This is a genomic window from Frateuria sp. GZRR35 (assembly GCF_051900415.1).
Taxonomy (GTDB): Bacteria; Pseudomonadota; Gammaproteobacteria; order Xanthomonadales; family Rhodanobacteraceae; genus Frateuria_A.
On the sequence record NZ_JBHZGL010000001.1, the window covers coordinates 330356 to 354459 of the forward strand.

Genomic DNA, 24104 nt, shown 5'->3' on the forward strand with positions numbered 1-24104 from the left:
AGCGAGAGCGTGGTGGGCTGAAGCCCACCCTACGAAGGGGGCTCAGTCGCCGCAGTTGACCAGTTGCGCCTGTAACTGCCCCGCGCGCTTCTCCAGCGGCGGGCGCTGGCTCTTGAAGGCATTGTCGAGCTTGTGCTCGTTCTCGTCGTAGGCGTCCTGCAGGGCCTGGCAGGTTTCCTCCTCGTCCAGCTCGCGGCACTGGTCCTGCACCCATACGTAGTTGTTCGCCACCAGGCCGGAGCTGACGCGTCCGCGGTTGGCTTCCGGCGCTGAGATGCCGGCTGCGCCCCGGTCGGCGCCGTAGACCTCCGACAACGGCAACTGCTCCGCGCCGAGCATGCCGTAGGGCGCCTGGTAGGGCGGCGGGTTGCCGTTGTCGCTCAGATAGGTCTTGCCGTCGGTGGCGCGCACGCAGGCGTACATCAGCGGCAATGGCGCGGAAGGCACGGAGGGTGCGCGAGCGGGTGGCGGGGCGGCGGGTTCGGGCGCTGACGCGGGGACGGGCGGCGTGGGCGGGCGCGGTGTCGCGGGCGCATCGGCGACCTGCATCGTGCGCTGCTGCTGGCCTGCACTACAGGGGGTGTCCTGGTAGATCACCCGGCCATCGGCGGTGGTGCATTCGTAGATGGTGGTGGCCGCCGCGCGGCCGCACCACGTCAGCCCGGTGGCAAGCAGGCCAAGACCCAGCAGGACGGGGAGGGGCGGGCGGCGCATGGTGCGATTGTAGGGCCGTGCCGATGACCCGGTGTGGAAATCGCGTTGCCGGGTGGCGTCGGAGATAGAGCGCCGCCCTGTGTGCGGTTTCCCGCAAGCCCCGGCCCCTCACCCCAGCCCTCTCCCCGCAGGGGAGAGGGAGCCCAACGTGGCGGCCTCACCCTCATCCCAACCCTCCCTGGCAGGGGATAGGGGGCGGAGCGCAGCGGCCCCTCACACCAGTCCTTTCACCGAGGGGACGGGCAGGGCGTGCGAGACCAGCCGCGCGAGGGCCTAAAAATCAGGCTCGTGTTCCTCGGCGGCGAAGCCGAGCGTCACCGCGCCTTCGCCCACATTGACCATGCCGGTGATGCTCATCGGCGCTTCCAGTAGCGTCACGCCGGCTTCCTCGCAGGCCTGGCGCAACGTGTCGTAGCCCGGCAGCTTGGCCAGTTCGGACAGGTCACCGCCGTAGCTGACGCACATCACCGGCACCATCAGGCCGGCGCGCACGCGGCGGACGGCATAGGCAAACAGCATCTCGGCGCCGTGCTCGAAGCCACGCACCTTGCCGACCGGGCCGGTCTCGCCGCGGAAGCAGCGCAACAAAGGCTTGATGTCCAGCGCCGTACCGACCACCGCGCTGAACAGGCTGACGCTGCGGTCGCCGCGCTTGCGGGTGCGGCTGCGCAGGTGGTGCAGGTCGCGCGGCAGCATGTAGGCATAGGTGTGGTTGGCGATGACGCCAAGCCGCTCGCGAATCGCCGGCGGCGCCTCGCCGGACGCGATCAGCCGCGTCGCCTCGAACACCGCCGGGCCTTCGCCGGCGAACACGTTGCGGGTGTCGACCACGCGCATCAGGAATGGACCGGGCACGCCGGCGCGCTCGCGCACCTCGCGGTAGTTCTTCAGGATCGCGAAGCTGGCCTTGAGCACGTTCTCGTGGATCGGACTGCGCGTGGCGGTGATGGTCAGGCAGAACACGCAGTCCTGCTCCAGCACCAGCTTGTCCAGGAACATCCGCTGCACGTCCTCGACCGAGCAGGGCTCGGTTTCGGCCGCGTGGGTGCCGGCCAGTTCCATGTGGAGGAAGCGGTCGATCTCCTCCTGGTTGCGGTTGTCCTTGAAGACGCTGCCGTCGAGCTTCACGATGACCGGCATCACCGCGATGTTGTGTTGTTCGAGGAACGCCTGCGGCAGGTCGCAGGACGCGTCGATAGCCAGCCCCATCCGCATGTGTCATCCCCCTGGTCAATGACGCGCCGAACATAACACGCGCGTCAATACTGCGACTTGGTTCATGCAGCGCGGTTTTCATCCGGTTTATCGGCGACTTTTGCGGTGGCTTGAGTGACGGCGCGACGCATCCGCACGTAGAATGCCGGCACTCGAATGGCTCCTGCCGGCGTGGCGTCGCCGGCGCGCGCATCGCGACCGCGGTGCGTTTCCCTTCGGATACCCGATGAAAGACAAGCAAGCGATCGTCTCCAACTGGCTGCCGCGCTATACCGGCACGCCGCTGGAGCAGTTCGGCCAGCACATCCTGCTGACCAATTTCGGCCTGTACGTGGACCTGTTTGCCCAATGGCACGGAGTGGAGGTGCAGGGGCGTGACCGGCCGATGCCCAACGCCACTGCCGACGGCATCACCCTGATCAACTTCGGCATGGGCAGCCCCAACGCCGCCACGGTGATGGACCTGCTCAGCGCGGTGCAGCCGCACGCGGCGCTGTTCCTGGGCAAGTGCGGCGGACTCAAGAAGAAGAACCAGCTCGGCGACCTGGTGCTGCCGATCGCCGCGATCCGCGGCGAGGGCACCTCCGGCGACTACCTGCTGCCGGAGGTGCCGGCGTTGCCGGCGTTCCAGCTGCAGCGCGCGGTCTCCACCATGATCCGCGACCTCGGCCACGACTACTGGACCGGCACCGTCTACACCACCAACCGGCGCGTGTGGGAACACGACGAGGCGTTCAAGGACTATCTGCGTCGCACCCGCTGCATGGCGGTGGACATGGAGACGGCGACCATTTTCGCGGCCGGCTTCGCCAACAAGATCCCGTGCGGCGCGCTGTTGCTCGTATCCGACCAGCCGATGATCCCCGAAGGCGTCAAGACCGAGGCCAGCGACCGCAGCGTGACCGAGAAGTACGTCGAGGCGCACATCCGCATCGGCATCGAGGCGCTCAAGCTGGTCCGGCGCAACGGGCGCAGCGTCAAGCACCTGCGGTTCGAGGACGAGATGGACGGCGACTGAGGCTCGGAGGTCCTGGCGGGGGGCGGTTCCAGGCAAGGTTCCCCCCCATCCGCCCTCCGGGCACCTTCCCCCGTCAAGCGGGGGAAGGATCTTGTGGTTCGCTGCGTTTCCGGGCCCTGCGACGAACGGGGCGCAACGCTTGCCGCCGGCTTCGTTCCCGAGCCTTCCCCCGCGAACGCGGGGGAAGGTGCCGACAGGCGGATGGGGGCGCTTGTGCCAAACGCTACAACCTGCCGGCGCCCGACTCGCGCGAGCGACCACGCAACGCAAGATCCTGCGCCACGCCTAGCGTTCGCATCGCACCGCTTTCACCCGCAGATGACCGCCCGCGCGGCAAGGTAGGGCGGTCCGATCCCCAGCGCGTGTCGGTGTCGATGCTCCTGCATCCACCGATCCTTGCCAGATCCCCTCAAGCTCTGACAGGCACGCGCTTCCTGCGCGAGGCGAACCCTTGCGCCCGATCCGCGGCGCCACGCGCCCGCAAGGAGCTTGTCACCCATGAGCGAAACCGTCGGCGATTTCATCCTGCAGCGCCTCACCGATTGGGGCATCCGACGCATCTTCGGTTTCCCGGGCGATGGCATCAACGGCATCATGGGCGCGATGGGCCGCGCGGCGGAACGGTTCGACTACGTGCGCGTGCGCCACGAGGAAATGGCCGCCTTCATGGCCGGCGCACATGCCAAGTTCACCGGCGAGATCGGCGTGTGCGTGGCCACCTCCGGACCGGGTGCGATTCACCTGCTCAACGGCCTGTACGACGCGCAGATGGACCACATGCCGGTGCTGGCGATCGTCGGCCAGTCCGCCCGCAGCGCGATCGGCAGCGACTACCAGCAGGAGGTGGACCTGCAGGTGCTGTTCCAGGACGTCTGCGGCTACGTCGAGACGGTGTTCTCGCCGGTACAGGTGCGCCAGGTGATGGATCGCGCGATCCGCATTGCGGCTGCGCGGCGCACCGTCACCTGCGTGATCGTGCCCAACGACATCCAGGAACTGCCGGCGGTGAAGCACCCGCCGCGCAAGCACAACGACATCTACACCGGCGTCGGCTACGCCAACCCCTGCCCGGTACCGAGCGACGCCGACATCAAGCGCGCCGCCGACATCCTCAATGACGGCCGCAAGGTGGCGATCCTGATCGGCGCCGGCGCCATGCATGCGGGCGAGGAGGTGGTCGCGGTCGCCAACAGGCTCGATGCCGGCGTCGCCAAGGCGCTGCTCGGCAAGGCGGCGCTGCCGGACGACCTGCCCTTCGTCACCGGCTCGATCGGCCTGCTCGGTACCAAGCCGAGCTGGGACATGATGAACGACTGCGACACGCTGCTGATGGTCGGCACCACGTTCCCGTATTCGGAATTCCTGCCCGAGGAAGGCCAGGCGCGCGCGGTGCAGATCGACATCGATCCGCGCAACGTGTCGATGCGCTACCCGACCGAAGTGAACCTGATCGGCGACAGCGCGCAGGTGCTCGAGCGCCTGCTGCCGCTCCTGCGGCCGAAGGAGAACCCGGACTGGCGCGAACGCATCGAGCTCAACGTGCGCAAGTGGTGGCGCGACCTCGAAGCGAAAGCGATGGAGCCGGCCAACCCGATCAATCCGCAGCGCATCTTCTGGGAGCTGTCCCCGCGGCTGCCCGACAACACCATCATCTGCGGCGACTGCGGTTCGCATACCAACTGGTACGCCCGCGACGTGAAGATCCGCAAGGGCATGATGGCCTCGCTCTCGGGCAAGCTCGCCACGATGGGCAGCGGCATGCCCTACGCGATCGCGGCCAAGTTCGCCTATCCCGAACGGCCGGTGCTGGCGATCGTCGGCGATGGCGCCATGCAGATGAACGGCAACGCCGAGCTGATCACCGTCAAGCAGTACTGGAAGAAATGGTCCAACCCCTGCTTCGTGGTGATGGTGCTGCACAACGACGACCTCAACCAGGTCACCTGGGAGCAGCGTGCGCTGGGCGGCGATCCGAAGTTCTCCGAGTCGCAGGACGTCGAGGAATTCTCCTACGCCAAGTACGCCGAGCTGCTCGGCTTCAAGGCGATCCGTGTCGACCGCCCCGAAGACCTGGGCACCGCCTGGGAGCAGGCCTTCGCCGCCGACCGCCCGGTGCTGCTGGACATCATCAGCGACCCGGACGTGCCGCCGCTGCCGCCGCACATCACCTGGAAACAGGCCAAGGACTACATGACCGCGCTGGCCAAGGGCGACCCGGACGAGGGCGGCATCATCAAGCAGAGCCTGCGCCAGGTGCTCGCCGGCATCCTGCCGCACAGCCAGCGATGAACGCCGCGCGGCCCTCACCCGCCGCGACCGTTCCCGCAACGCGCCGCATCGCACGCATCGAGGTCGATGCGTACCGCATTCCGACCGACGCGCCCGAAGCCGACGGCACCATTGCCTGGGACGCGACCACGCTGGTGCTGGCGCAGGTCTCCGCCGGCGGCCATACCGGACTGGGCTGGACCTACGCCCACGCCGCTGCGGGCGCGGTGATTGCCGATCCGCTGCGCGACGTGCTGCTCAACCAGGATGCCGACGACATCCCCGGCGCCTGGGCTTCGATGAACCGGGCCCTGCGCAACATCGGTCGCCCCGGCGTCGGCTTGATGGCGATCGCCGCCGTCGACGTCGCGCTGTGGGATCTCAAGGCGCGCCTGCACGGCACCTCGGTGGTGCGTCTACTGGGCCGTGCACGCGAGACGGTGCCGGTGTACGGCAGCGGTGGCTTCACCTCCTACACGATCGAGCGCCTGCAGGAACAACTCGCCGGCTGGGTCGGCCAGGGCATGGCGCGGGTCAAGATGAAAGTCGGCACGCACCCCGACGACGACCCGGCGCGCGTGCACGCCGCCCGCGAAGCGATCGGTGCGGCGCCAGAGCTGATGGTCGACGGCAACGGCGCCTATGAGCGCAAACAGGCGCTGGCGCTGGCCGAGTGCTACGCGCACGAAGGCGTGGGCTGGTTCGAGGAACCGGTGTCCTCCGATGACCTGGAAGGCTTGGCGCTGCTGCGCGACCGCGCGCCGGCCGGCATGAATATCGCCGCCGGCGAATATGGCTGGGACGCCTGGTATTTCCGCCGCATGCTTCAGGCCGGCGCGGTCGACGTGCTGCAGATCGACGCCACCCGCTGCGGCGGTTTCAGCGGCTTCCTGCATGCGGCCGCGCTGGCGCACGGCTTCGGCATCCCGGTCTCGGCCCACTGTGCGCCGCACTTGCACGCGCATGTATGCAGCGCGGTCGGACACCTCAAGCACGTGGAGTATTTCCACGACCACGCGCGCATCGAGTCGATGTTCTTCGATGGCCTGCCCGAACTGCGCGATGGCGCGCTGGTGGTCGATGCGGACACGCCCGGATTGGGCCTGACCTTCAAGCAGCGCGACGCGGAGCGTTACCGCGTCCCACTGGAGGCCTGCTGACATGAGTTCCAAGCGATCGACCGCTCAATGCGTCTGGAAAAACCAGCTGCCCGTCTGTAGGAGCGCCCTTGGGCGCGACCCGGATGGCGGTCGCGCCCAAGGGCGCTCCTACAACCGTGAGCACGAACCGGCGAGGGGTTTTCTACACGGAGGCCGGCACACATGACCAAGCAGCGAGAACACGGCTCCGTCCCTTCGTTCCCACGCAAGCCCGACGCCCCCGGCGCCGAGGCGGCTGCATCGTCCACCGACGGCCGCGATCGCCAGGACAGCCACCGCGATGCCGCCGTGCTGCCGCTGGCGCCGCCGCGCGTGCGCCACTCGCACAGCAACCGCTTCGCCTTCTCCAGCGCCGCCGCCGCCGTGCTGGCGCAGGACCTGGCCGCGGCACTGGAGGGCGAGGTCTGCTTCGACGATGGCAGCCGCGCGCTGTACGCCACCGATGGCTCGATCTACCGCCAGGTGCCCATCGGCGTGGTCAAGCCGCGCCACGCCCGCGACGTGATCGAAACCCTTCGCATCTGCCGCGAGCACGACGCGCCGGTGCTCTCGCGCGGCGGCGGTACCAGCCTCGCCGGGCAATGCTGCAACACCGCGGTGGTGATGGATTTTTCCTATCACCTGAACCAGATCGTCGCGATCGATCCCGATCGGCGCCGCGCGCGCATCGAGCCCGGCTGCGTGCTGGACGACCTGCGCGACGAGGCCGAGAAGCATCACCTCACCTTCGGTCCCGACCCCTCCACCCATGCGCACAACACGCTGGGCGGCATGATCGGGAACAACTCCTGCGGCGTGCATTCGGTGATGGCCGGGCGCACCGCCGACAACGTGCACGCGCTGGAGATCGTCACCTACGACGGCCTGCGCATGCGTGTGGGACCGACGAGCGAAGAGGAGCTGGAACAGATCATCCGCGAGGGCGGGCGTCGCGGCGAGATCTACGCGGGCCTCAAATCCATCCGCGACCGCTACGCCGACCTGATCCGCGCGCGCTACCCGAAGATCCCGCGCCGCGTGTCCGGCTACAACCTGGACGAGCTGCTGCCCGAAAACGGCTTCAACGTGGCGCGCGCGCTGGTCGGTACCGAGGGCACCTGCGTGACGATCCTGGAGGCGGAGGTGCGGCTGGTGCCCAGTCCGCCGGTGCGTTCGCTGCTGGTACTGGGCTACCCCGACGTGTTCGAGGCGGGCGACCACGTGCCGCAGATCCTCGCTTTCGGCCCGACCGGCCTGGAGGGCATCGACGATGCGCTGATCGCCGACATGAAACGCAAGGACATGCATCCGAAAGACCGCGCCCTGCTGCCGCCCGGCGGCGGCTGGCTGATGGTCGAGTTCGGCGGCGACTCCAAGGAAGAGGCCGACGCCAAGGCACGCAAGCTGATGGCGGCGCTGAAGCAGGACGACCACCCGCCGAGCATGAAGCTGTTCGACGACAAGGACGAGGAAGGCATGCTGTGGACCATCCGCGAATCGGGCCTGGGCGCGACCGCGCGCGTGCCCGGCCAGCCGGACGGCCACCCGGGCTGGGAGGACGCCGCGGTCCCGCCGGACAAGGTCGGGCCCTACCTGCGCGACTTCCGCAAGCTGCTGGCCAAGTACACCTACACCTGCGCGCTGTATGGCCACTTCGGCGACGGCTGCATCCACTGCCGCATCGCCTTCGACCTGGCCACGCCCGAGGCGGTGGCGCAGTGGCGCGCCTTCATGGACGAGGCCTCCGACCTGGTGCTGTCCTACGGCGGCTCGCTCTCGGGCGAACACGGGGACGGGCAGGTGCGTGCCTCGTTCCTGCCCAAGATGTTCGGCGACGAACTGGTGCAGGCGTTCGGACAGTTCAAGGCGCTGTGGGATCCGCGCGGGCGCATGAACCCGGGCAAGGTGGTCGATCCCAACCCGATGGACGCCGACCTGCGCGACGGTCCCGGCTACCAGCCGCCGAAGCTCAAGACCGCCTTCGCTTATCCGGCCGACGGCATGAGCTTCGCCCAGGCCGCGCGCCGCTGCGTGGGCGTGGGCAACTGCCGCAACAAGCACAAGAACGTGATGTGCCCGAGCTACCGCGCCACCCACGAGGAGAAGTGGTGCACGCGCGGGCGCTCGCACCTGTTGTTCGAGATGCTCGAGGGCGACCCGTTGAAGGACGGCTGGCGCAGCGAGCCGGTGCGCGATGCGCTGGACATGTGCCTAGCCTGCAAGGGCTGCAAGAGCGACTGCCCGGTCAACGTGGACATGGCCACTTACAAGGCCGAGTTCATGCACCACCACTACAAGGGACGCCTGCGTCCACGCGCGGCCTACGCGATGGGGCGCATCTTCGACGTGGCGCGCGTGGCCTCGCGCGTGCCGTGGCTGGCCAACGCGGTACTGCAGACGCCCGGGCTTTCGCACCTGGCCAAGGCGATCGGCGGCATCGCCCAGCGACGCACGATGCCGCGCTTCGTCGGCGAGACCTTCCGCGACTGGTTCGCTGCACGGCAAGCCCCGCGCATGCGCGGGCCCGAGGTGCTGCTGTGGCCCGACACCTTCAACAATTACCTGCATCCTGATCCGCTCAAGGATGCCGTCGGCGTGCTGGAGGCGGCCGGCTACCGCGTGGTGGTGCCGCAGGCGACGCTGTGCTGCGGCCGGCCGCTGTACGCCGAGGGCATGCTGGACAAGGCGCGCGCGCAACTGTCCGACATCCTCGACGCGCTCTCGCCGCACATCGACCGCAGCGTGCCGGTGGTGGGGCTGGAGCCCTCCTGCGTGGCGGCCTTCCGCGACGAACTGCCCAATCTCTTTCCGGGTGACGAGCGCGCGCACTGGCTCGCGCGCAACACCTTCCTCTTCAGCGAATACCTCGACCGCGTCGGCTACGCGCCGCCCCAGTTCAGGCGCAAGGCGCTGGTGCACGCGCACTGCCACCACCACGCCGTGATCGGTACCGATGCGGAGAAGCGGCTGCTGGCCAAGGCCGGGCTCGACTTCGAGTTCCTCGACGCCGGTTGCTGCGGCATGGCCGGTTCGTTCGGGTTCGACGCGAAGAAGGTCAACGTCTCGCTCGCGATCGGCGAACTGGAGCTGCTGCCGGCGATTCGTGCGGCCGACCCGGACACGCTGATCATCACCAACGGCTTCTCCTGCCGGCAGCAGATCCAGCAATGCACCGGGCGCACCGCGCTGGACGTGTCGCAGGTGCTGGCGATGGCGCTGGCGCAGGGCACGTCCAACCTCGACGCCATTCCTGCCCGCGAACGCGAGGCCTCGCTGCCCTCGGCGCGACCGGAGCCCGGGCGCGGGGGCGAGGCTTGGGGAGGGCAGTGAGCGTGACGGGACTACCCGCTCCGGTTGCCCCCATCCGCACAGCGGGCACCTTTTCCCGCGCGGCGGGGGAAGGCTCCACCTTGCAGAAGCGCGCGCCCGTGAGCCTTCCCCCGTTCCACGGGGGAAGGTGCCGACAGGCGGATGGGGGCAACCGGAGCGCAAACCCCACCCCGACCGGCCCCGCTCTCCGCAGGAACCCGCACCGCAGGAGCGCCCACCCATGCACTACCAACTGATCCACCAGGACGACACGCGCACCTGGGCCGTCGTGCTCGAGACCGGCGACGAGGCCAACGCCTGCCTGCTCGCCTTCGCCAGGGAACACCAGCTGTCCGCCGCCCACCTCACCGCGATCGGCGCCTTCCAACGCGCCGTGCTCGGGTACTTCGACTGGAACACCAAGGATTACAGGCGCAACCCCGTCGACGAGCAGGTCGAGGTGGTTTCGCTGATCGGCGACGTGGCGCTCAAGGACGACGAGCCCAGGCTGCACATGCATGCCGTGCTCGGCCAGTCCGACGGCCGCGCGCTCGGCGGCCACCTGCTCGAAGGCCACGTGCGGCCGACGCTGGAAGTGATCGTCACCGAGGCGCCCGCGCACCTGCGCCGTCGCCACGACCCGCAATCGGGACTCGCCCTGATCCACCTCGACAAGGAGCTGCCATGACCACGCCAGAACCGATCGGCGAACGCCGCTGGGCCATCGCCGAGGGTTATATCCCGCCCGGCGGCACCCACGCGGACGACCCGCGTTTCCTCAGCCACGAAACCGCCTGCCTGCTCAACACCAACGCGCAGGACGCGCAGGTGACCATCACCATCTACTTCAAGGACCGCGACCCGGCCGGCCCCTACCGGGTCACCGTACCGGCGCGGCGCACGCTGCACCTGCGCTTCAACGACCTGAAGGATCCGGAGCCGATCCCGACCGACACCGACTATTCCAGCGTGATCGAGTCGGACGTGCCGATCGTGGTGCAGCACACGCGCCTGGACTCGCGCCAGGCCGCGCTCGCGCTGCTTTCCACCATCGCCTACAGCTGATCGCCTTTGTAGGAGCGCCCTTGGGCGCGACCGGCATGGCGGTCGCGCCCAAGGGCGCTCCTGCAGACACCGAAGGAGCCGCACCATGAAGAAACCCGAAGTCGTCGTCATCACCGGCGCCTCTGCCGGCGTCGGCCGAGCCACTGCGCACCGCTTCGCACGCGACGGCGCGCGCATCGCCCTGATCGCACGCAGCAGCGAGGGCCTGGAGCGGGCCGCGGAGGAAGTGCGCACGCTGGGCGGCGAAGCCCTGCCGATCCCGCTGGACGTCTCCGATGCCGACGCCGTGGAGGCGGCCGCCGAGCGTGTGGAGCAGGAGCTCGGTCCGATCGACATCTGGGTCAACGATGCGATGGCGACCATCTTCTCGCCGGTGCACGAAATCAGCCCGGCCGAGTTCAAGCGCGCCACCGAGGTCACTTACCTGGGCACCGTGCACGGCACGATGGCGGCACTCAAGCGCATGCGCGAGCGCAACCGCGGCACCATCGTGCAGGTGGGTTCGGCGCTGGCCTACCGGGCGATTCCGTTGCAATCGGCCTACTGCGGCGCGAAGTTCGCCATCCGCGGCTTCACCGACGCGCTGCGCGTGGAGCTGATGCACGACAAAACCGACATCCACATCACCATGGTGCAGCTGTCAGCGTTCAACACGCCGCAGTTCCAGTGGGGTCGCACCAAGCTGCCACGCCGACCGCAGCCGGTGCCGCCGATCTTCCAGCCTGAGGTCGCCGCCAAGGGCATCCACTGGGCCGCGCACCATCGCCGGCGCGAGCTCAACGTGGGCTTTCCGGCGGTCAAGGCGATCCTCGGCAACAAGCTGTTCCCGAAACTGGCGGACCGCCGCCTGGTCAAGCTCGGCTACGCGGGCCAGATGGGCAAGCTGCCGTTGCCGGACAACCGGCCGGACAACCTGTACGAGGCGGTGCCGGAGGATTACGGCACGCACGGGCGCTTCGATACGCGTTCGAAGGGCTACAGCCTGCAGTTGTGGGCGACGACGCACCGCGGCATGGTCGCGGCGGGGGCGTTGGCGGCTGGGGCCTTGCTTTGGGCCGGTCGCCGCGGCATGCGGGCGGGCTTGCGGCGCTAGGGTGGCCGCGCGAAAGCGGCAGCATGGAGGTGCGCGCTCCGGTCGCCCCCATCCGCCTGTCGGCACCTTCCCCCGCGTGGCGGGGGGACTCGTGGACGCGCGTTCCCGCCACCTGATCCTTCCCCCGCAACGCGGGGGAAGGTGCCCGGAGGGCGGATGGGGGCGCTCCTGGCGGGAAGCCTCAGTAACGCGGCACCGAAGAATCGATCTCGCGCGCCCACGCGTCCATGCCGCCCTCGACGTTGAACACGCTCTTGAACCCGTGCGCCGCAAAGCGCTCCGCGACGCCGCGGCTGGAGTTGCCGTGGTGGCAGATGAAGGCGAGCGCGGTGTCCTTCGGCAGCGCGGCGAGCGCGTCGTAGCCTTCGTCCTCCAGCACGCGCGCCAGCGCCAGCGGCGCGGCCTGGCTGCGGCCGGCGGCCGGACGCACGTCGACCAGTAGCACGCTGCCCTCGGCCAGGCGCTCCTTGAGCTGCTGCACGCTGAGCGAACCGATCTCCTGCGCACCCGGGAACTTCAGGCTCAGGCCCTCGCCCTGCACGGTGGAGACCCAGTCGATCACGATGCCCTTGGCGCGCTGCGCGCTGCCCGGATCGAAGTGCACCTCGATGCCGTTGGCCGTTACCACGATGTCGTGGTCGCCCGCCGGCGCGAGCTGGAAGCCGGCGCTGTGGTCGGGGCCGATCTCCAGGTGCAGCGCCAGGCCCTGTGCGTTGGCGATGCCGTTGCGGATGGCCTCGGCGGCCTTGTCGGTGATGGTGATTTCCGGCGGCGTGCGGTCGGGCGGCGTGGCGCCGAACAGCGTGTGCAGTTCGCCGCTGGCATACATCTGGCGGATGATGTCGGCGCCGCCGACCAGCTCGCCCTCGACGTACAACTGCGGGATCGTCGGCCAGTCGCCGAACACCTTGATGCCCTCGCGGATCTCCGGATCCTCCAGCACGTTGACCGTGTGGTACTCGGGCAGGAGCTCATTGAGCGTGTTGGTCGCCGCGGCGGAGAAGCCGCACATCGGCTGGCGGCGGTCGCCCTTCATGAACAGCACCACGCGGTGGTCCTTGAGCAGGGTTTCGATGCGTTCGCGGGTGGCAGGATCGAGGGACATGGGAAAGCTCCGGCAAAGAGGGCCAATGATACGCCCCGCAGGTTGGGGCGGCGCGGGCGATCCCAACCGCCGCGCTATTTCACCGCAGCGGCGGCGACGGGCGTGATGGCGTCGGTCCACAGCGCGTACTGCGCTGCGTCCGGGTGCAGGCCGTCGTCGGCCACCAGGTCCGGATGGCGCCGCGAGAGCGGCGTGGTATCCACCCAGCGTGCGCCCGCGCGGCCGGCCTCGTCGCGGGCGATCGCGTTGTAGACGTCCAGCGCGTGGGCGATCGGCGCGGGGTCGCGGCCCTGTTCGCGGGCAAAACGGGTAACGCCCCAGTCGGGGATCGACACCACGACCACGCGCGAGGGCCGGCCGCCGGCCAGGCCGATCGCGCGGCCCAGGAGGCCGCTGAACTGCGTGCGGTACTCGCCGGCGGCGCGCCCGCGGTACTGGTTGTTGACCCCGATCAGCAGTGTGACCAGGTCGTAGGGCGGCGTGAGCGTGGCCGCGTCCATGCCGGCGGAGAGCTCGTCGGTGGTCCAGCCGGTCACGGCGACGATCTGCGGATCGTCGATCGCCACGCCGCGCGCGCGCAGTTGCCGCACCAGTTGCGCGGGCCAGCGGCCGGCGGTGGGGACCGCTTCGCCGATGGTGTAGGAGTCGCCCAGGGCGAGGTAGTGCAGGGGCATGGCGGTCATCCGTTTCGTGGTGGGCCGGTCGGGCGCTGCGCGGCCTGGGACTAGCGCGAACGGTGGCCTGGGATCCGTCCGCGTTGAGCGTAGCCCGAAGGGCAAAGGCGCAGCGCCTGCCTCAGGCAACGCCCAAGTCCCTTCCCTCCGGGGGAGGCCCTGAATCAGGCCAGGGCCGACTCGCGCGCCTGCTCCTGCGCCATCCGCGAAAGCACCCGCTCGATCCGCACGAACACGTCCGCCAGTTCCGCCGGCGGCGGTAGCAGGGTCAGGCGGAAATGCCGGCTCGCGGGCACGTTGAAACTGGAGCCGGGTACGACCAGCACGGCTTCCTCTTCCAGCAGACGTAGCGCAAACGTGTTGTCGTCGAAACGCGGCAGCCGCTCGGCGCGCACCTGCGGGAACGCATACAGCGCGCCCGCGGGGGCGACGAGGTCGAGAAAGCCGCTCGCCGCCACGCCGTCCAGCACGGCGCGGCGGGCCTCGTGCAGGCGTCCGCCCGGCGCGGTGAGCGCGGCGATGGTGGCGCGCCCGTTCAGCGCCGGCTCGACCGCCCACTGCGCCGGCATGTTGGCGCACAGCCGCAACGCCGCCAGCAACTGAAGCGCATCGCGGTAGGTGCCGGTGCGCGCCGGATCACCGGACAGGCTCAGCCAGCCCACGCGGTAACCGCAGGCGCGGTAGACCTTCGACAGGCCGCCGAAACTCAGGCACGGGTGCGCGCCGGCGACTTCGGCCAGCGGCTGGAACGGTGCCCCGTCATAAAGGATCTCGTCGTAGATCTCGTCGGCGAGCAGCAGCAGGTCATGCCGCTGCGCGATCGCCACCAGCCGTTCCAGCAGCGCGCGCGGGTACACCGCGCCGGTGGGATTGTTCGGGTTGATCAGCACCAGCGCGCGGGTGCGCGGGGTGATCAGCGCCTCCAGTTCGGCCGGGTCGGGCAGGTGCGCGTTCTGCGCCAGGCAGCGGTAGTAGCGCGGGCGCCCGCCGTTGAGGATGGTGGCGGCGCTCCACAGCGGATAGTCCGGGCTGGGCAGCAGCACCTCGTCGCCCGGCTGCAGCAGGGCGCGCAGCGACAGGTCGATCAGCTCGCTGACACCGTTGCCGACGAAGATGCGTTCCACCGCCACGCCCTGCGCGCCGCGCGCGCGTTGCTGCGCGGCGATCGCCTCGCGCGCCTCGTCGAGGCCCTGCTCGTGGCCGTAGCCTTCGCTGTCGGCCAGGTGCGCGGCGACCGCCTGGCGCAGGTGCGCCGGCGTCTCGAAGCCGTAGCGGGCCGGGTTGCCGATGTTGAGCTTGACGATGGCGCGGCCGGCCGACTCCAGTTCGCGGGCGCGGCGGGTGAGCGCGCCGCGGATCTCGTAACGCACGTCGGCAAGATGAGGGCTGGGGGTAATCGGCGCGGAAGGGGGCGAAGCCTGCACGGGGTCCTCTGCGGGGCCTTGTAAAGCCGCCGATGCTAGCAGCGCAGGGCGCCCGCGGGGCAGACGGCGGACGCCGCCGCAGCAAGGCATAATCGGGAACCTATGAGCGACGCCGCGACCCTCGAACGCCTGCGCCACATCGGTTGGCGCGGTGACCTGCCACCCGGCGGACGCCGCATCGTGCGCGTGGTGGCGCAGCATCGCGCCGGCTACGAACTGCATGACGGCGTGGCGCTGTTCGGCGCGCAGCCGGCCGGGCATTTCCTTAAGCGCACGCTCGATCCGGCCGACCGGCCGTCGGTCGGTGACTTCGTCGAAGTGGAGGAGGGCCGCCCGCCGCACATCCTCACCGTGCTGCCGCGCCGCAGCGTGCTCTCGCGCGCCGCCGCGGGCGAGCGCTACGAGCGGCAGATCATCGCCACCAACATCGATTACGTGCTGGTGCTGACCGGGCTGGACAACGACTTCAATCCGGCGCGCATCGAGCGCTACCTGTCGTTGATCGAGGACTCCAACGCGCAGCCGGTGGTGTTGCTGAGCAAGCTCGACCTCCACGCCGATGGAGACGCACGCCTGGCTGCACTGCGCGAGCGCCTGCCGGACACCACGCCGATCCACGCCATCAACGGCAAGGATCCGGCCAGCGCCGAACTGCTCGCGCGCTACCTTGGCCCCGGCGACAGCGCGGTGCTGGTCGGCTCGTCGGGGGCCGGCAAGTCCACCCTGACCAACACGCTGCTGGGCACCGAGCGCATGGCTACCGGCGAGGTGCGCGCGCACGACAGCCGCGGCCGCCATACCACCACCCATCGTGCGCTGCTGATGCTGCCCTCGGGCGGCTGCCTGATCGATACGCCCGGCATGCGCGAGCTCAAGCTGACCGGCGAAGAACATCTCGACCTGTTCGCCGATATCGAGGTGCTGGCCGAAACCTGCCGCTTCGCCGACTGCGGGCACGGCAGCGAGCCCGGCTGCGCGGTACAGGCGGCGCTGGATTCGGGCGAGCTGACCGCCGAGCGCTGGCGCAACTACCTCAAGCTGCGCGACGAGCGCGAGGAGCAGGCCGCCACGCTGGAAGCGCGCCTGCGCTGCCAGCGCGGCGGCCGTCCGCCGGACCGCCCGCACGGGCACCGCGGCCGGCGCGAGCGGGAGTAGGCGCGGCATGCGCGGCACCTGCGCGAGTCCGGGCCATCCCTGCGCCGCGTACCCGCCGGTGCCGCGATGAACGTCGACGCGTCCGCCCACCGGCTTTACGCCGCGCTCGACCAGCGCCTGCTTGCCGCCACCCGCGCCATCAACATCCTGCCCACGGTGAGCTGGCCGACCTCGCTGGAGCAGCGCATGATCGCCGCCTACGACAAGGGCGACTTCGCGCTGCCGGAGGTGCACTACGTACGGCCGGACCTGGCCGGCGCGCGCGCCGAGCTGGCGGCGATCGAGCGCGAGGCCGAGGTGCTGCTGGTCGGCGACCCGATCGGCGATTTCCTGTGTCGCACCGCCACCTCCTGGCGGGTCGCCGCCGAGATGCTCGAAGCGGTCGGCAGCGCCGGCGTCACCGCGCCGTCGATCGCCCTGTACGGGCGGCCCGGCGATGCGATTCCCGGCAGCGACAAGAGCAACCTGGACGCGGCGCGCTACTTCGTCGAGCTCTCCGACGAGCTGGGCGCCGATCTGCTCTCGGACACGGTGAGCATGGATCTTTCGGCCGAGGCGCTGCGCGCGGATCTGAGCCAGGTACTCGACCAATTCTTCGGTCCCGGACGCATCGCGATCGAGGTCGACCCCGAGCTCACCGCCAAGGCCGCCGCCGGCGCCACCCGCATCCGCCTGCGCGGCGGCGCGCACTTCAGCGAGTACGACCGGCACCAGCTGCTGGCGCATGAGGCGTTCGTGCATTCGCTCACCGCGCTCAACGGGCGCGAGCAGCCGCTGCTGGGTTCGCTGGCGCGCACCTCCCCACGCGTCACCGCCACCCAGGAGGGGCTGGCGGTGTTCGCCGAGCTGATTTCCGGCGCTATCGACATCGCGCGGCTTAAGCGCATCAGCCTGCGCATCCTGGCGATCGACATGGCCCTCAACGGCGCCGACTTCGTCGAGGTCTACAAGTATTTTCGCCACTGCGGGCAGGGCGCGGCCGACAGCTTCCACTCGGCGCAGCGGGTGTTCCGGGGTGTGCCGCTGACCGGGGGCGCGGCGTTCGCCAAGGACAACGTCTACCTGTCCGGCCTGCTCACCGTGCACACCTTCTTCCGCTGGGCGTTCAAGCAGCAACGCATGGACCTGTTGCGCTACCTGTTCGCCGGCAAGTTGGCGCTGCACGACGTGATCACCCTGCAGCCGCACTTCGAGGCCGGCACCCTGCTGCCGCCGCGCTGGCTCCCGCCCTGGATGCAGCGCGTGCATGGCCTGGCCGGCAAGCTCGCGTTCTCGCTGTTCGTCAACGGCATCCACATGGGCCAGGTGCAGGCCGACGAGCTGAACCTGCGGCTGTAGGGACGCGGCCGCGGCATCTGTAGGAGCGCACCTGTGCGCGACCGCCATGCACCACGGTCGCGCACAGGTGCGCTCCTACAGGGATTGCGGGCAACCGGCCATGCCATCCCGACGGGGCCCGACCGGCAACCCGCCTGCTACCATGTAAGACCGCTTCCCCTCGCAGAAAAAGCCGCCGCCCATGGCCCATCCCGACGACCTGCGCCACGCCGCGCTCGAGTACCACCGCCATCCCCGCCCCGGCAAGATCAAGGTCACCGCGACCAAGGCGATGGTGACCCAGCGGGACCTGGCGCTGGCCTACTCGCCCGGCGTGGCCTACGCCTGCGAGGCAATCGTCGAGAACCCGCAGGCCGCCAGCCAGATGACCGCGCGCGGCAACCTGGTGGCGGTGATTACCAACGGCACCGCGGTGCTGGGCCTGGGCGACATCGGCCCGCTCGCCGGCAAGCCGGTGATGGAAGGCAAGGGCGTGCTGTTCCAGAAGTTCGCCGGCGTTGACGTGTTCGACATCGAGTTGAACGAGCGCGATCCGGACAAGCTGGTCGACATCATCGCCGCGATGGAGCCGACCTTCGGCGGCATCAACCTCGAAGACATCAAGGCGCCGGAGTGCTTCATCGTCGAGCGCAAGCTGCGCGAGCGGATGAACATCCCCGTGTTCCACGACGACCAGCACGGCACCGCGATCATCGTCGGCGCGGCGGTGCTCAACGCCCTGGCGGTGGTGGGCAAGGACATCGGCGACATCAAGCTCGCCACCACCGGTGCCGGCGCGGCCGGCATCGCCTGCCTGGACATGCTGGTGGCGCTGGGCGTGAAGCCGGAGAACATCCTCGCGTTCGACCGCGAGGGCGTGATCCACACCGGCCGCCAGGGCCTGGACCCGGACAAGGCGCGCTACGCGCGCGACACCGACAAGCGTGAGCTCGCCGAGATCGTGGCGGGCGCGGACGTGTTCCTGGGTCTCTCGGCGGGCGGCATCCTCAAGCCGGAGATGGTCGCCACCATGGCCGACAAGCCGGTCATCCTGGCGCTGGCCAACCCCAACCCCGAGATCCTGCCGGAAGACGCCAAGCGCGTGCGCCCGGATTGCATCGTCGCCACCGGCCGCTCGGACTATCCGAACCAGGTCAACAACGCGCTGTGCTTCCCGTACATCTTCCGCGGCGCGCTGGACGTGGGCGCCACCGGCATCAACGAGGCGATGAAACTCGCCTGCGTGCGCGCCATCGCGGAACTGGCCCGGATGGAAGCCTCCGATCTGGCGGGTGCCTACAGTGGCGAGGTGCCCTCGTTCGGCGCCGAGTACCTGATCCCGCGACCGTTCGATCCGCGCCTGCTGGTGATGCTGGCGCCGGCGGTGGCGCAGGCGGCGATGGATTCGGGCGTGGCCGCCCGTCCCATCGAGGACATGGACGCCTACCGCGAGAAGCTCGGCCAGTTCATCTACCGCACCAGCCTGCTGATGAAGCCGGTCTACGAGCGCGCGCGCACCGATCTCAAGCGCGTGGTCTACGCCGAGGGCGAGGAAGAAACCGTGCTGCGCGCGGTGCAGACGGTGATCGACGAGAAGCTTGCCTTCCCGATCCTGATCGGCCGCCCGGACGTGATCGCCCAGCGCATCGAACGCCTCGGCCTGCGCATCCGCGAGGGCGTGGATTTCGAGCTCACCAACATCAACGACGACCCGCGCTTCAACGACTACTGGCAGCAGTACCACGCGCTGACCGAACGCCGCGGCGTGACCCCCGCGGCGGCCAAGAACCTCTTGCGCTCGCGCCCCACGCTGATCGCCGCGCTGATGGTCGAGCGTGGCGAGGCCGACGCGATGATCTGCGGCCTGGTCGGGCGCTACCACAAGAAGCTCGGCTACCTGCGCAGCGTGTTCGGGCTGGACCCGGGCGTGCAGTGCACCTCGGCCATGTCCGGCGTGATCAACGACCTGGGCGCCTGGTTCTTCGTCGACACCCACGTGCAGGTCGACCCCACCGCCGAGCAGATCGCCGAGGCCACGCTGCAGGCGAGCTACCGCCTGAAGCTGTTCGGCATCGAGCCGAAGGTCGCGCTGCTTTCGCATTCGAACTTCGGCAGCCACGACAACCCGAGCGCGGCCAAGATGCGCCGCGCCTACCAGTTGATCCGCGAGCGCGCGCCGCGGCTGGAAATCGACGGCGAGATGCAGGCCGACACCGCCTGGGACGAGGCGCTGCGCCAGCGCATCTTCCCCAACAGCACGCTCGCCGGGCGCGCCAACCTGTTCGTGCTGCCCAACCTGGACGCGGCCAACATCGTCTACAACATGGTCAAGGTGATGACCGGCGGCGTGGCGATCGGCCCGATTCTGATGGGCGTGGACAAGAGCGCGCACATCCTCACCCCGGCCTCGACCGTGCGCCGCGTGGTCAACATGACCGCGCTCGCGGCGGTGGATGCGCAGATCCGCGCCGCCGGGCGCATGCCCGGAGCCGAGGCCTGGCGCAGCATGCGCTAGGCCCCGCACGGGGGCGTGCCGCGCCCCCGACGCCCGCGGTTCCCTGTAGGAGCGCACCTGTGCGCGCCCACCCGTGCCCGCATGCACCGACAGATGCCGGCCGACGCATCCCGGCCAACCCGCCGGGGCCTCATGTGGCGGCACTGCACCCCGAAAGCTAGAATCGGGGGCTCCCCACACGTCGAATACATCAGGCGCCCGGCGCCGCGGAGAAGCTTCATGGATCAGTTCGATGACATCCTGAACCAGGATATCGACCCCACCGAAACCCGCGAGTGGGTCGACTCGCTCAACGCGGTCATCCAGCACGACGGCACCGAGCGCGCGCATTACCTGCTCGAGCGCATGGTCGATTCCACGCGGCGCTCCGGCGGCTACCTGCCGTTCGATCCGACCACCGAATACGTCAACACCGTCGCCCCCAGCCAGGAGGCCAAGAGCCCCGGCGACGCCGCGATGGAATGGCGTATCCGTTCGCTGATCCGCTGGAACGCGATGGCCATGGTGGTGCGCGCCAACCGCAAGCCCGGCGAGCTCGGCGGTCACATTGCCAGCTTTGCTTCCTCCGCCACGCTGTACGACGTCGGCTTCAACCATTTCTGGCGCGCGCCGTCGGCCGAGCACCCCGGCGACCTGGTGTTCCACCAGGGTCACTCCAGCCCCGGCGTGTACGCCCGTTCGTTCCTGGAAGGCCGCATCGACGAGTCGCAGCTGGACCTGTTCCGCATGGAAGTGGTCGGCAAGGGCCGCGGCCTGTCGTCCTACCCGCATCCGTGGCTGATGCCCGACTACTGGCAGGTGCCGACCGTGTCGATGGGCCTGGGTCCGATCCAGGCGATCTACCAGGCGCAGTTCTGGAAGTACCTCGAACACCGCGGCCTGATGCCCAAGACCGACCGCAAGATCTGGTGCTTCATGGGCGACGGCGAGTGCGACGAGCCCGAGTCGCTCGGCGCGATTTCGCTGGCCGGCCGCGAGGGCCTGGACAACCTGGTGTTCGTGATCAACTGCAACCTGCAGCGCCTGGATGGCCCGGTGCGCGGCAACGGCAAGATCATCCAGGAACTGGAAGGCGTCTTCCGTGGCGCCGGCTGGAACGCGATCAAGGTGATTTGGGGTTCCTACTGGGATCCGCTCCTGGCGCGCGACAACGACGGCGTGCTGCGCAAGCTCATGATGGAAACGCTCGACGGCGAGTACCAGGCCTGCAAGGCCTTCGGTGGCGCCTATACGCGCGAGCATTTCTTCGGCAAGTACCCGCAGACCCGCGAGATGGTCGCCAACCTGTCCGACGATGACATCTGGCGCCTCAACCGCGGCGGCCACGACCCGCACAAGGTCTACGCGGCTTACCACGCGGCGGTGAACACCAAGGGCATGCCGACGGTGATCCTGGCCAAGACCGTCAAGGGCTACGGCATGGGCTTGGGCTCGGGCGAATCACAGAACCCGACCCACCAGCAGAAGAAGCTCGACACCGATTCGATCCGCGCCTTCCGCGACCGCTTCAACGTGCCGGTGCCGGACGACAAGCTCGATGAGGTGCCGTACTACCACCCGGGCAAGGATTCGCCGGAAGTCGAATACATGCTCGAGCGCCGCCGCGCGCTGGGTGGATTCCTGCCGCAGCGCCGCCGCAAGACCGACGTGGCGCTGAAGGCGCCGGAGCTGTCGGCATTCGAACAGATCACCAAGGGCACCGGCGATCGCGAGATCTCCACCACCATGGCGCTGGTGCGCGGCATGAACCTCTTGTTGCGCGACAAGGCGATCGGTCCGCGCGTGGTGCCGATCGTCGCCGACGAGGCACGCACCTTCGGCATGGAAGGCATGTTCCGGCAGATCGGCATCTACGCGCCGTTCGGCCAGAAGTACCGGCCGCAGGATGCCGACCAGCTGCTGTACTACCGCGAGGACCAGAAGGGCCAGGTGCTGCAGGAAGGCATCAGCGAGGCTGGCGGCATGGCCGCCTGGATGGCCGCGGCGTCGAGCTACTCGATCAGCAACCAGCCGATGCTGCCGTTCTTCATCTACTACTCGATGTTCGGCTTCCAGCGCATCGGCGACCTGGCCTGGGCCGCCGGCGACATGCGCGCGCGCGGTTTCCTGGTGGGTGGCACGTCCGGCCGCACCACGCTCAACGGCGAGGGCCTGCAGCACGAGGATGGCCAGTCGCACCTGATGTCGGGCGTGATCCCGAACGTGAAGTCGTATGACCCGACCTTCTCCTACGAGGTCGCGGTGATCCTGCAGGACGGCACCCGCCGCATGCTGCAGGAGCAGGAGGACGTGTACTACTACATCACCGTGATGAACGAGAACTACGAGCACCCGGATCTGCCCAAGGGTTGCGAGGAGGGCGTCATCAAGGGGATGTACCTGTTCCGCGACTCGGGCGTCGGCCAGGGCAACGGCAAGGGCAAGAAGGCCAAGGCGCCGTGCGTGCAGTTGCTGGGCTCGGGCACCATCCTGCGCGAGGTGATCGCGGCGGCCGAGCTGCTGGAGAAGGACTTCGGTGTCGCCGCCGACATCTGGTCCTGCCCGAGCTTCACCGAGCTGCGCCGCGATGGTTTCGACGCCGAACGCTGGAACCGCCTGCATCCGGAAGCCGAGCAGCGCCTGCCGTATGTCACGCAACTGCTGCAGGGGCGCTCCGGCCCGGCGGTCGCGGCGACCGACTACGTGCGCGAGTACGCTGACCAGATCCGCGCCTTCATGCCGGATGGCATGCGCTACACCGTACTGGGCACCGACGGTTACGGTCGTTCGGACACGCGCGAGCACCTGCGTGATTTCTTCGAGGTCGACCGCTACTGGATCGCCCACGCGGCGTTGGCGGCGTTGGCGAAGGACGGCCTGGTCAATGCCAAGGACGTGGCGCGCGCGATCAAGGAATACAAGCTCGACGCGGACAAGCCGAATCCGCTGACGGTCTGACCGCCTCAAGCTGCTCTTTTTCGAGAGGGGGCGGGCTCGCCCTCTCCCGCCGGGGAGAGGGTTGGGTGAAGGCCGGGCTCGCGGGCGTGGCCTTTCCGCGACTTGGCTCGCCTGCGGCGGGCTTCCGAGCGCCTGTCGGCGCTCGGGTCACTTTTCTTACTGGCCCTTAGAAAGTAACCAAAGAATTGGCCTGCCTAGCCTGGTGAGGGATAAGAGCTGGGCGCGCCTCGCCTCGCCTTGCTTGGTGGGTCGCTTGCTTTTAGAGGAGTTGCCGCCGCTTTACCGCAGGCGCTCGGGAGCTGAGGCAGGAGGAGCTCGCGCGTGTGCACGTTCGCCGCGCGTTGCGCCCTCTCCCCTCCGGGAAGAGGGCTGGGGTGAGGGGCCGGGGCTCGCGGGGATGTTTCGTCCGGACGGTGCCTTGGTTGTCGCCCTTGCGCGGCCTCCCTGCGACTTGGCTCGCCTGCCGCGGGCTTTCGATCGCCTGCCGGCGCTCGAGTCACTTTTCTTTGCTGGCCCAAAGAAAAGTAACCAAAAGAAATGGCCTGCTAAGCCCGGTGAGAGATAAGAGCTAGGTGCCGCCTCGCTTTGTTTGGTCAGTCACCTGCTCTTAGAGGAGCTGCCGCCGCTTTACCGCGGGCGCTCGGGAGTTGGGGCAAGGGAGGGCTTGCGGCGACATGGGGCTGCTACCGATGGCGACTTCAGAGCGGCCGGTGGCTCTGGCTCAACGGCATGACCTCTTGGCTCGAAGGCACGCTGTTGATTTCGCTTCGTGATTGCCAGCCCTACGGGCAACCAACGCCGAATGTCCGCTTCGCGAGCGAGAAAGCCAACGAGCCGATACCAACCAACCCGCTGGATTGCCTCCCTGGCCTCAGCTCCCGAGCGCCCGCGGTAAAGCGGCGGCAGCTCCTCTAAGAGCAGGTGACTGACCAAGCAAAGCGCATAGGCACCTAGCTTTTTAGCCACCCCGTGCTTAGCAGGCCATTTCTTTGGTTACTTTCTTTGGGCCAGCAAAGAAAGTGACCCGAGCGCCGTCAGGCGATCGGAAGCCCGCGGCAGGCGAGCCCAGTCGCGGGGAGGCCGCGCAAGGGCGGCAACCAAAAGCACCCTCCGGACGAAACATCCCCGCGAGCCCCGGCCCCTCACCCCAACTCTC

16 protein-coding genes are annotated in these 24104 nt (G+C 69.0%); 11 read left to right on the forward strand and 5 right to left on the reverse strand.

What is annotated here, in order from left to right:
- Positions 1–42: 42 nt before the first annotated feature.
- Positions 43–714, reverse strand: a complete 672-nt coding sequence (locus ACFWZ3_RS01410) for a DUF4124 domain-containing protein (RefSeq protein WP_439705996.1) — start codon at positions 712–714, stop codon at positions 43–45.
- A gap of 273 nt (positions 715–987) precedes the next feature.
- A complete protein-coding gene (locus ACFWZ3_RS01415) occupies positions 988–1929 on the reverse strand; it encodes a DegV family protein (RefSeq protein ID WP_439705997.1) in 942 nt (313 codons plus the stop codon).
- 226 nt (positions 1930–2155) lie between these two features.
- Here ACFWZ3_RS01415 and ACFWZ3_RS01420 point away from each other — a divergent pair, with 226 nt between their 5' ends.
- The 7 genes from ACFWZ3_RS01420 (at position 2156) to ACFWZ3_RS01450 (ending at position 11821) form a co-directional block, all read left to right on the forward strand.
- Entirely contained in the window at positions 2156–2947 is a 792-nt protein-coding gene (locus tag ACFWZ3_RS01420) for an AMP nucleosidase (RefSeq protein WP_439701591.1), read from the forward strand.
- 498 nt (positions 2948–3445) lie between these two features.
- Entirely contained in the window at positions 3446–5236 is a 1791-nt protein-coding gene (locus tag ACFWZ3_RS01425) for a thiamine pyrophosphate-requiring protein (RefSeq protein WP_439705998.1), read from the forward strand.
- Entirely contained in the window at positions 5233–6375 is a 1143-nt protein-coding gene (locus tag ACFWZ3_RS01430; protein WP_439705999.1) for an enolase C-terminal domain-like protein, read from the forward strand. Before ACFWZ3_RS01425 ends, ACFWZ3_RS01430 begins: the two co-directional genes overlap by 4 nt.
- A 162-nt stretch (positions 6376–6537) precedes the next feature.
- Positions 6538–9684 (forward strand): FAD-binding and (Fe-S)-binding domain-containing protein, encoded by a 3147-nt coding sequence (locus tag ACFWZ3_RS01435; RefSeq protein ID WP_439706000.1) that lies wholly within the window; start codon positions 6538–6540, stop codon positions 9682–9684.
- 220 nt (positions 9685–9904) lie between these two features.
- The gene (locus ACFWZ3_RS01440; RefSeq protein WP_439706001.1) at positions 9905–10351 is read left to right on the forward strand and encodes a PPC domain-containing DNA-binding protein; all 447 of its coding nucleotides are present in this window, start codon (positions 9905–9907) and stop codon (positions 10349–10351) included.
- The gene (locus ACFWZ3_RS01445) at positions 10348–10728 is read left to right on the forward strand and encodes a sensory rhodopsin transducer (protein WP_439706002.1); all 381 of its coding nucleotides are present in this window, start codon (positions 10348–10350) and stop codon (positions 10726–10728) included. Before ACFWZ3_RS01440 ends, ACFWZ3_RS01445 begins: the two co-directional genes overlap by 4 nt.
- Positions 10729–10813: 85 nt before the next feature.
- Complete coding sequence (locus tag ACFWZ3_RS01450; protein ID WP_439706003.1) at positions 10814–11821, forward strand: SDR family oxidoreductase; 1008 nt, start codon at positions 10814–10816, stop codon at positions 11819–11821.
- A 181-nt stretch (positions 11822–12002) separates the two neighbouring features.
- On the opposite strand, the gene grxD is transcribed toward ACFWZ3_RS01450, so the two are convergent.
- The 3 genes from grxD to ACFWZ3_RS01465 form a co-directional block, all read right to left on the reverse strand.
- A complete protein-coding gene (grxD, locus tag ACFWZ3_RS01455; RefSeq protein WP_439706004.1) occupies positions 12003–12926 on the reverse strand; it encodes a Grx4 family monothiol glutaredoxin in 924 nt (307 codons plus the stop codon).
- A gap of 74 nt (positions 12927–13000) precedes the next feature.
- A complete protein-coding gene (locus ACFWZ3_RS01460; RefSeq protein ID WP_439706005.1) occupies positions 13001–13600 on the reverse strand; it encodes an SGNH/GDSL hydrolase family protein in 600 nt (199 codons plus the stop codon).
- Between the two features lie 164 nt (positions 13601–13764).
- Positions 13765–14970, reverse strand: a complete 1206-nt coding sequence (locus ACFWZ3_RS01465) for an aminotransferase class I/II-fold pyridoxal phosphate-dependent enzyme (RefSeq protein ID WP_439706006.1) — start codon at positions 14968–14970, stop codon at positions 13765–13767.
- A gap of 156 nt (positions 14971–15126) precedes the next feature.
- On the opposite strand from ACFWZ3_RS01465, the gene rsgA reads away from it, so the two are divergent.
- The 4 genes from rsgA (at position 15127) to aceE (ending at position 22948) form a co-directional block, all read left to right on the forward strand.
- Positions 15127–16179 carry a ribosome small subunit-dependent GTPase A gene (gene rsgA / locus ACFWZ3_RS01470; protein WP_439706007.1) on the forward strand — a complete coding sequence of 351 codons (1053 nt, stop codon included), beginning with the start codon at positions 15127–15129 and terminating at the stop codon, positions 16177–16179.
- Positions 16180–16245: 66 nt separating this feature from the next.
- Positions 16246–17517: a flavohemoglobin expression-modulating QEGLA motif protein gene (locus ACFWZ3_RS01475; RefSeq protein WP_439706008.1), complete on the forward strand. Its 1272-nt coding sequence runs from the start codon at positions 16246–16248 to the stop codon at positions 17515–17517.
- A gap of 181 nt (positions 17518–17698) precedes the next feature.
- On the forward strand, positions 17699–20011 hold the full coding sequence (locus ACFWZ3_RS01480) for an NADP-dependent malic enzyme (RefSeq protein ID WP_439706009.1): 2313 nt from the start codon (positions 17699–17701) through the stop codon (positions 20009–20011).
- Positions 20012–20230: 219 nt separating this feature from the next.
- Entirely contained in the window at positions 20231–22948 is a 2718-nt protein-coding gene (aceE, locus tag ACFWZ3_RS01485) for a pyruvate dehydrogenase (acetyl-transferring), homodimeric type (protein ID WP_439706010.1), read from the forward strand.
- The last annotated feature ends 1156 nt before the right edge of the window (positions 22949–24104 follow it).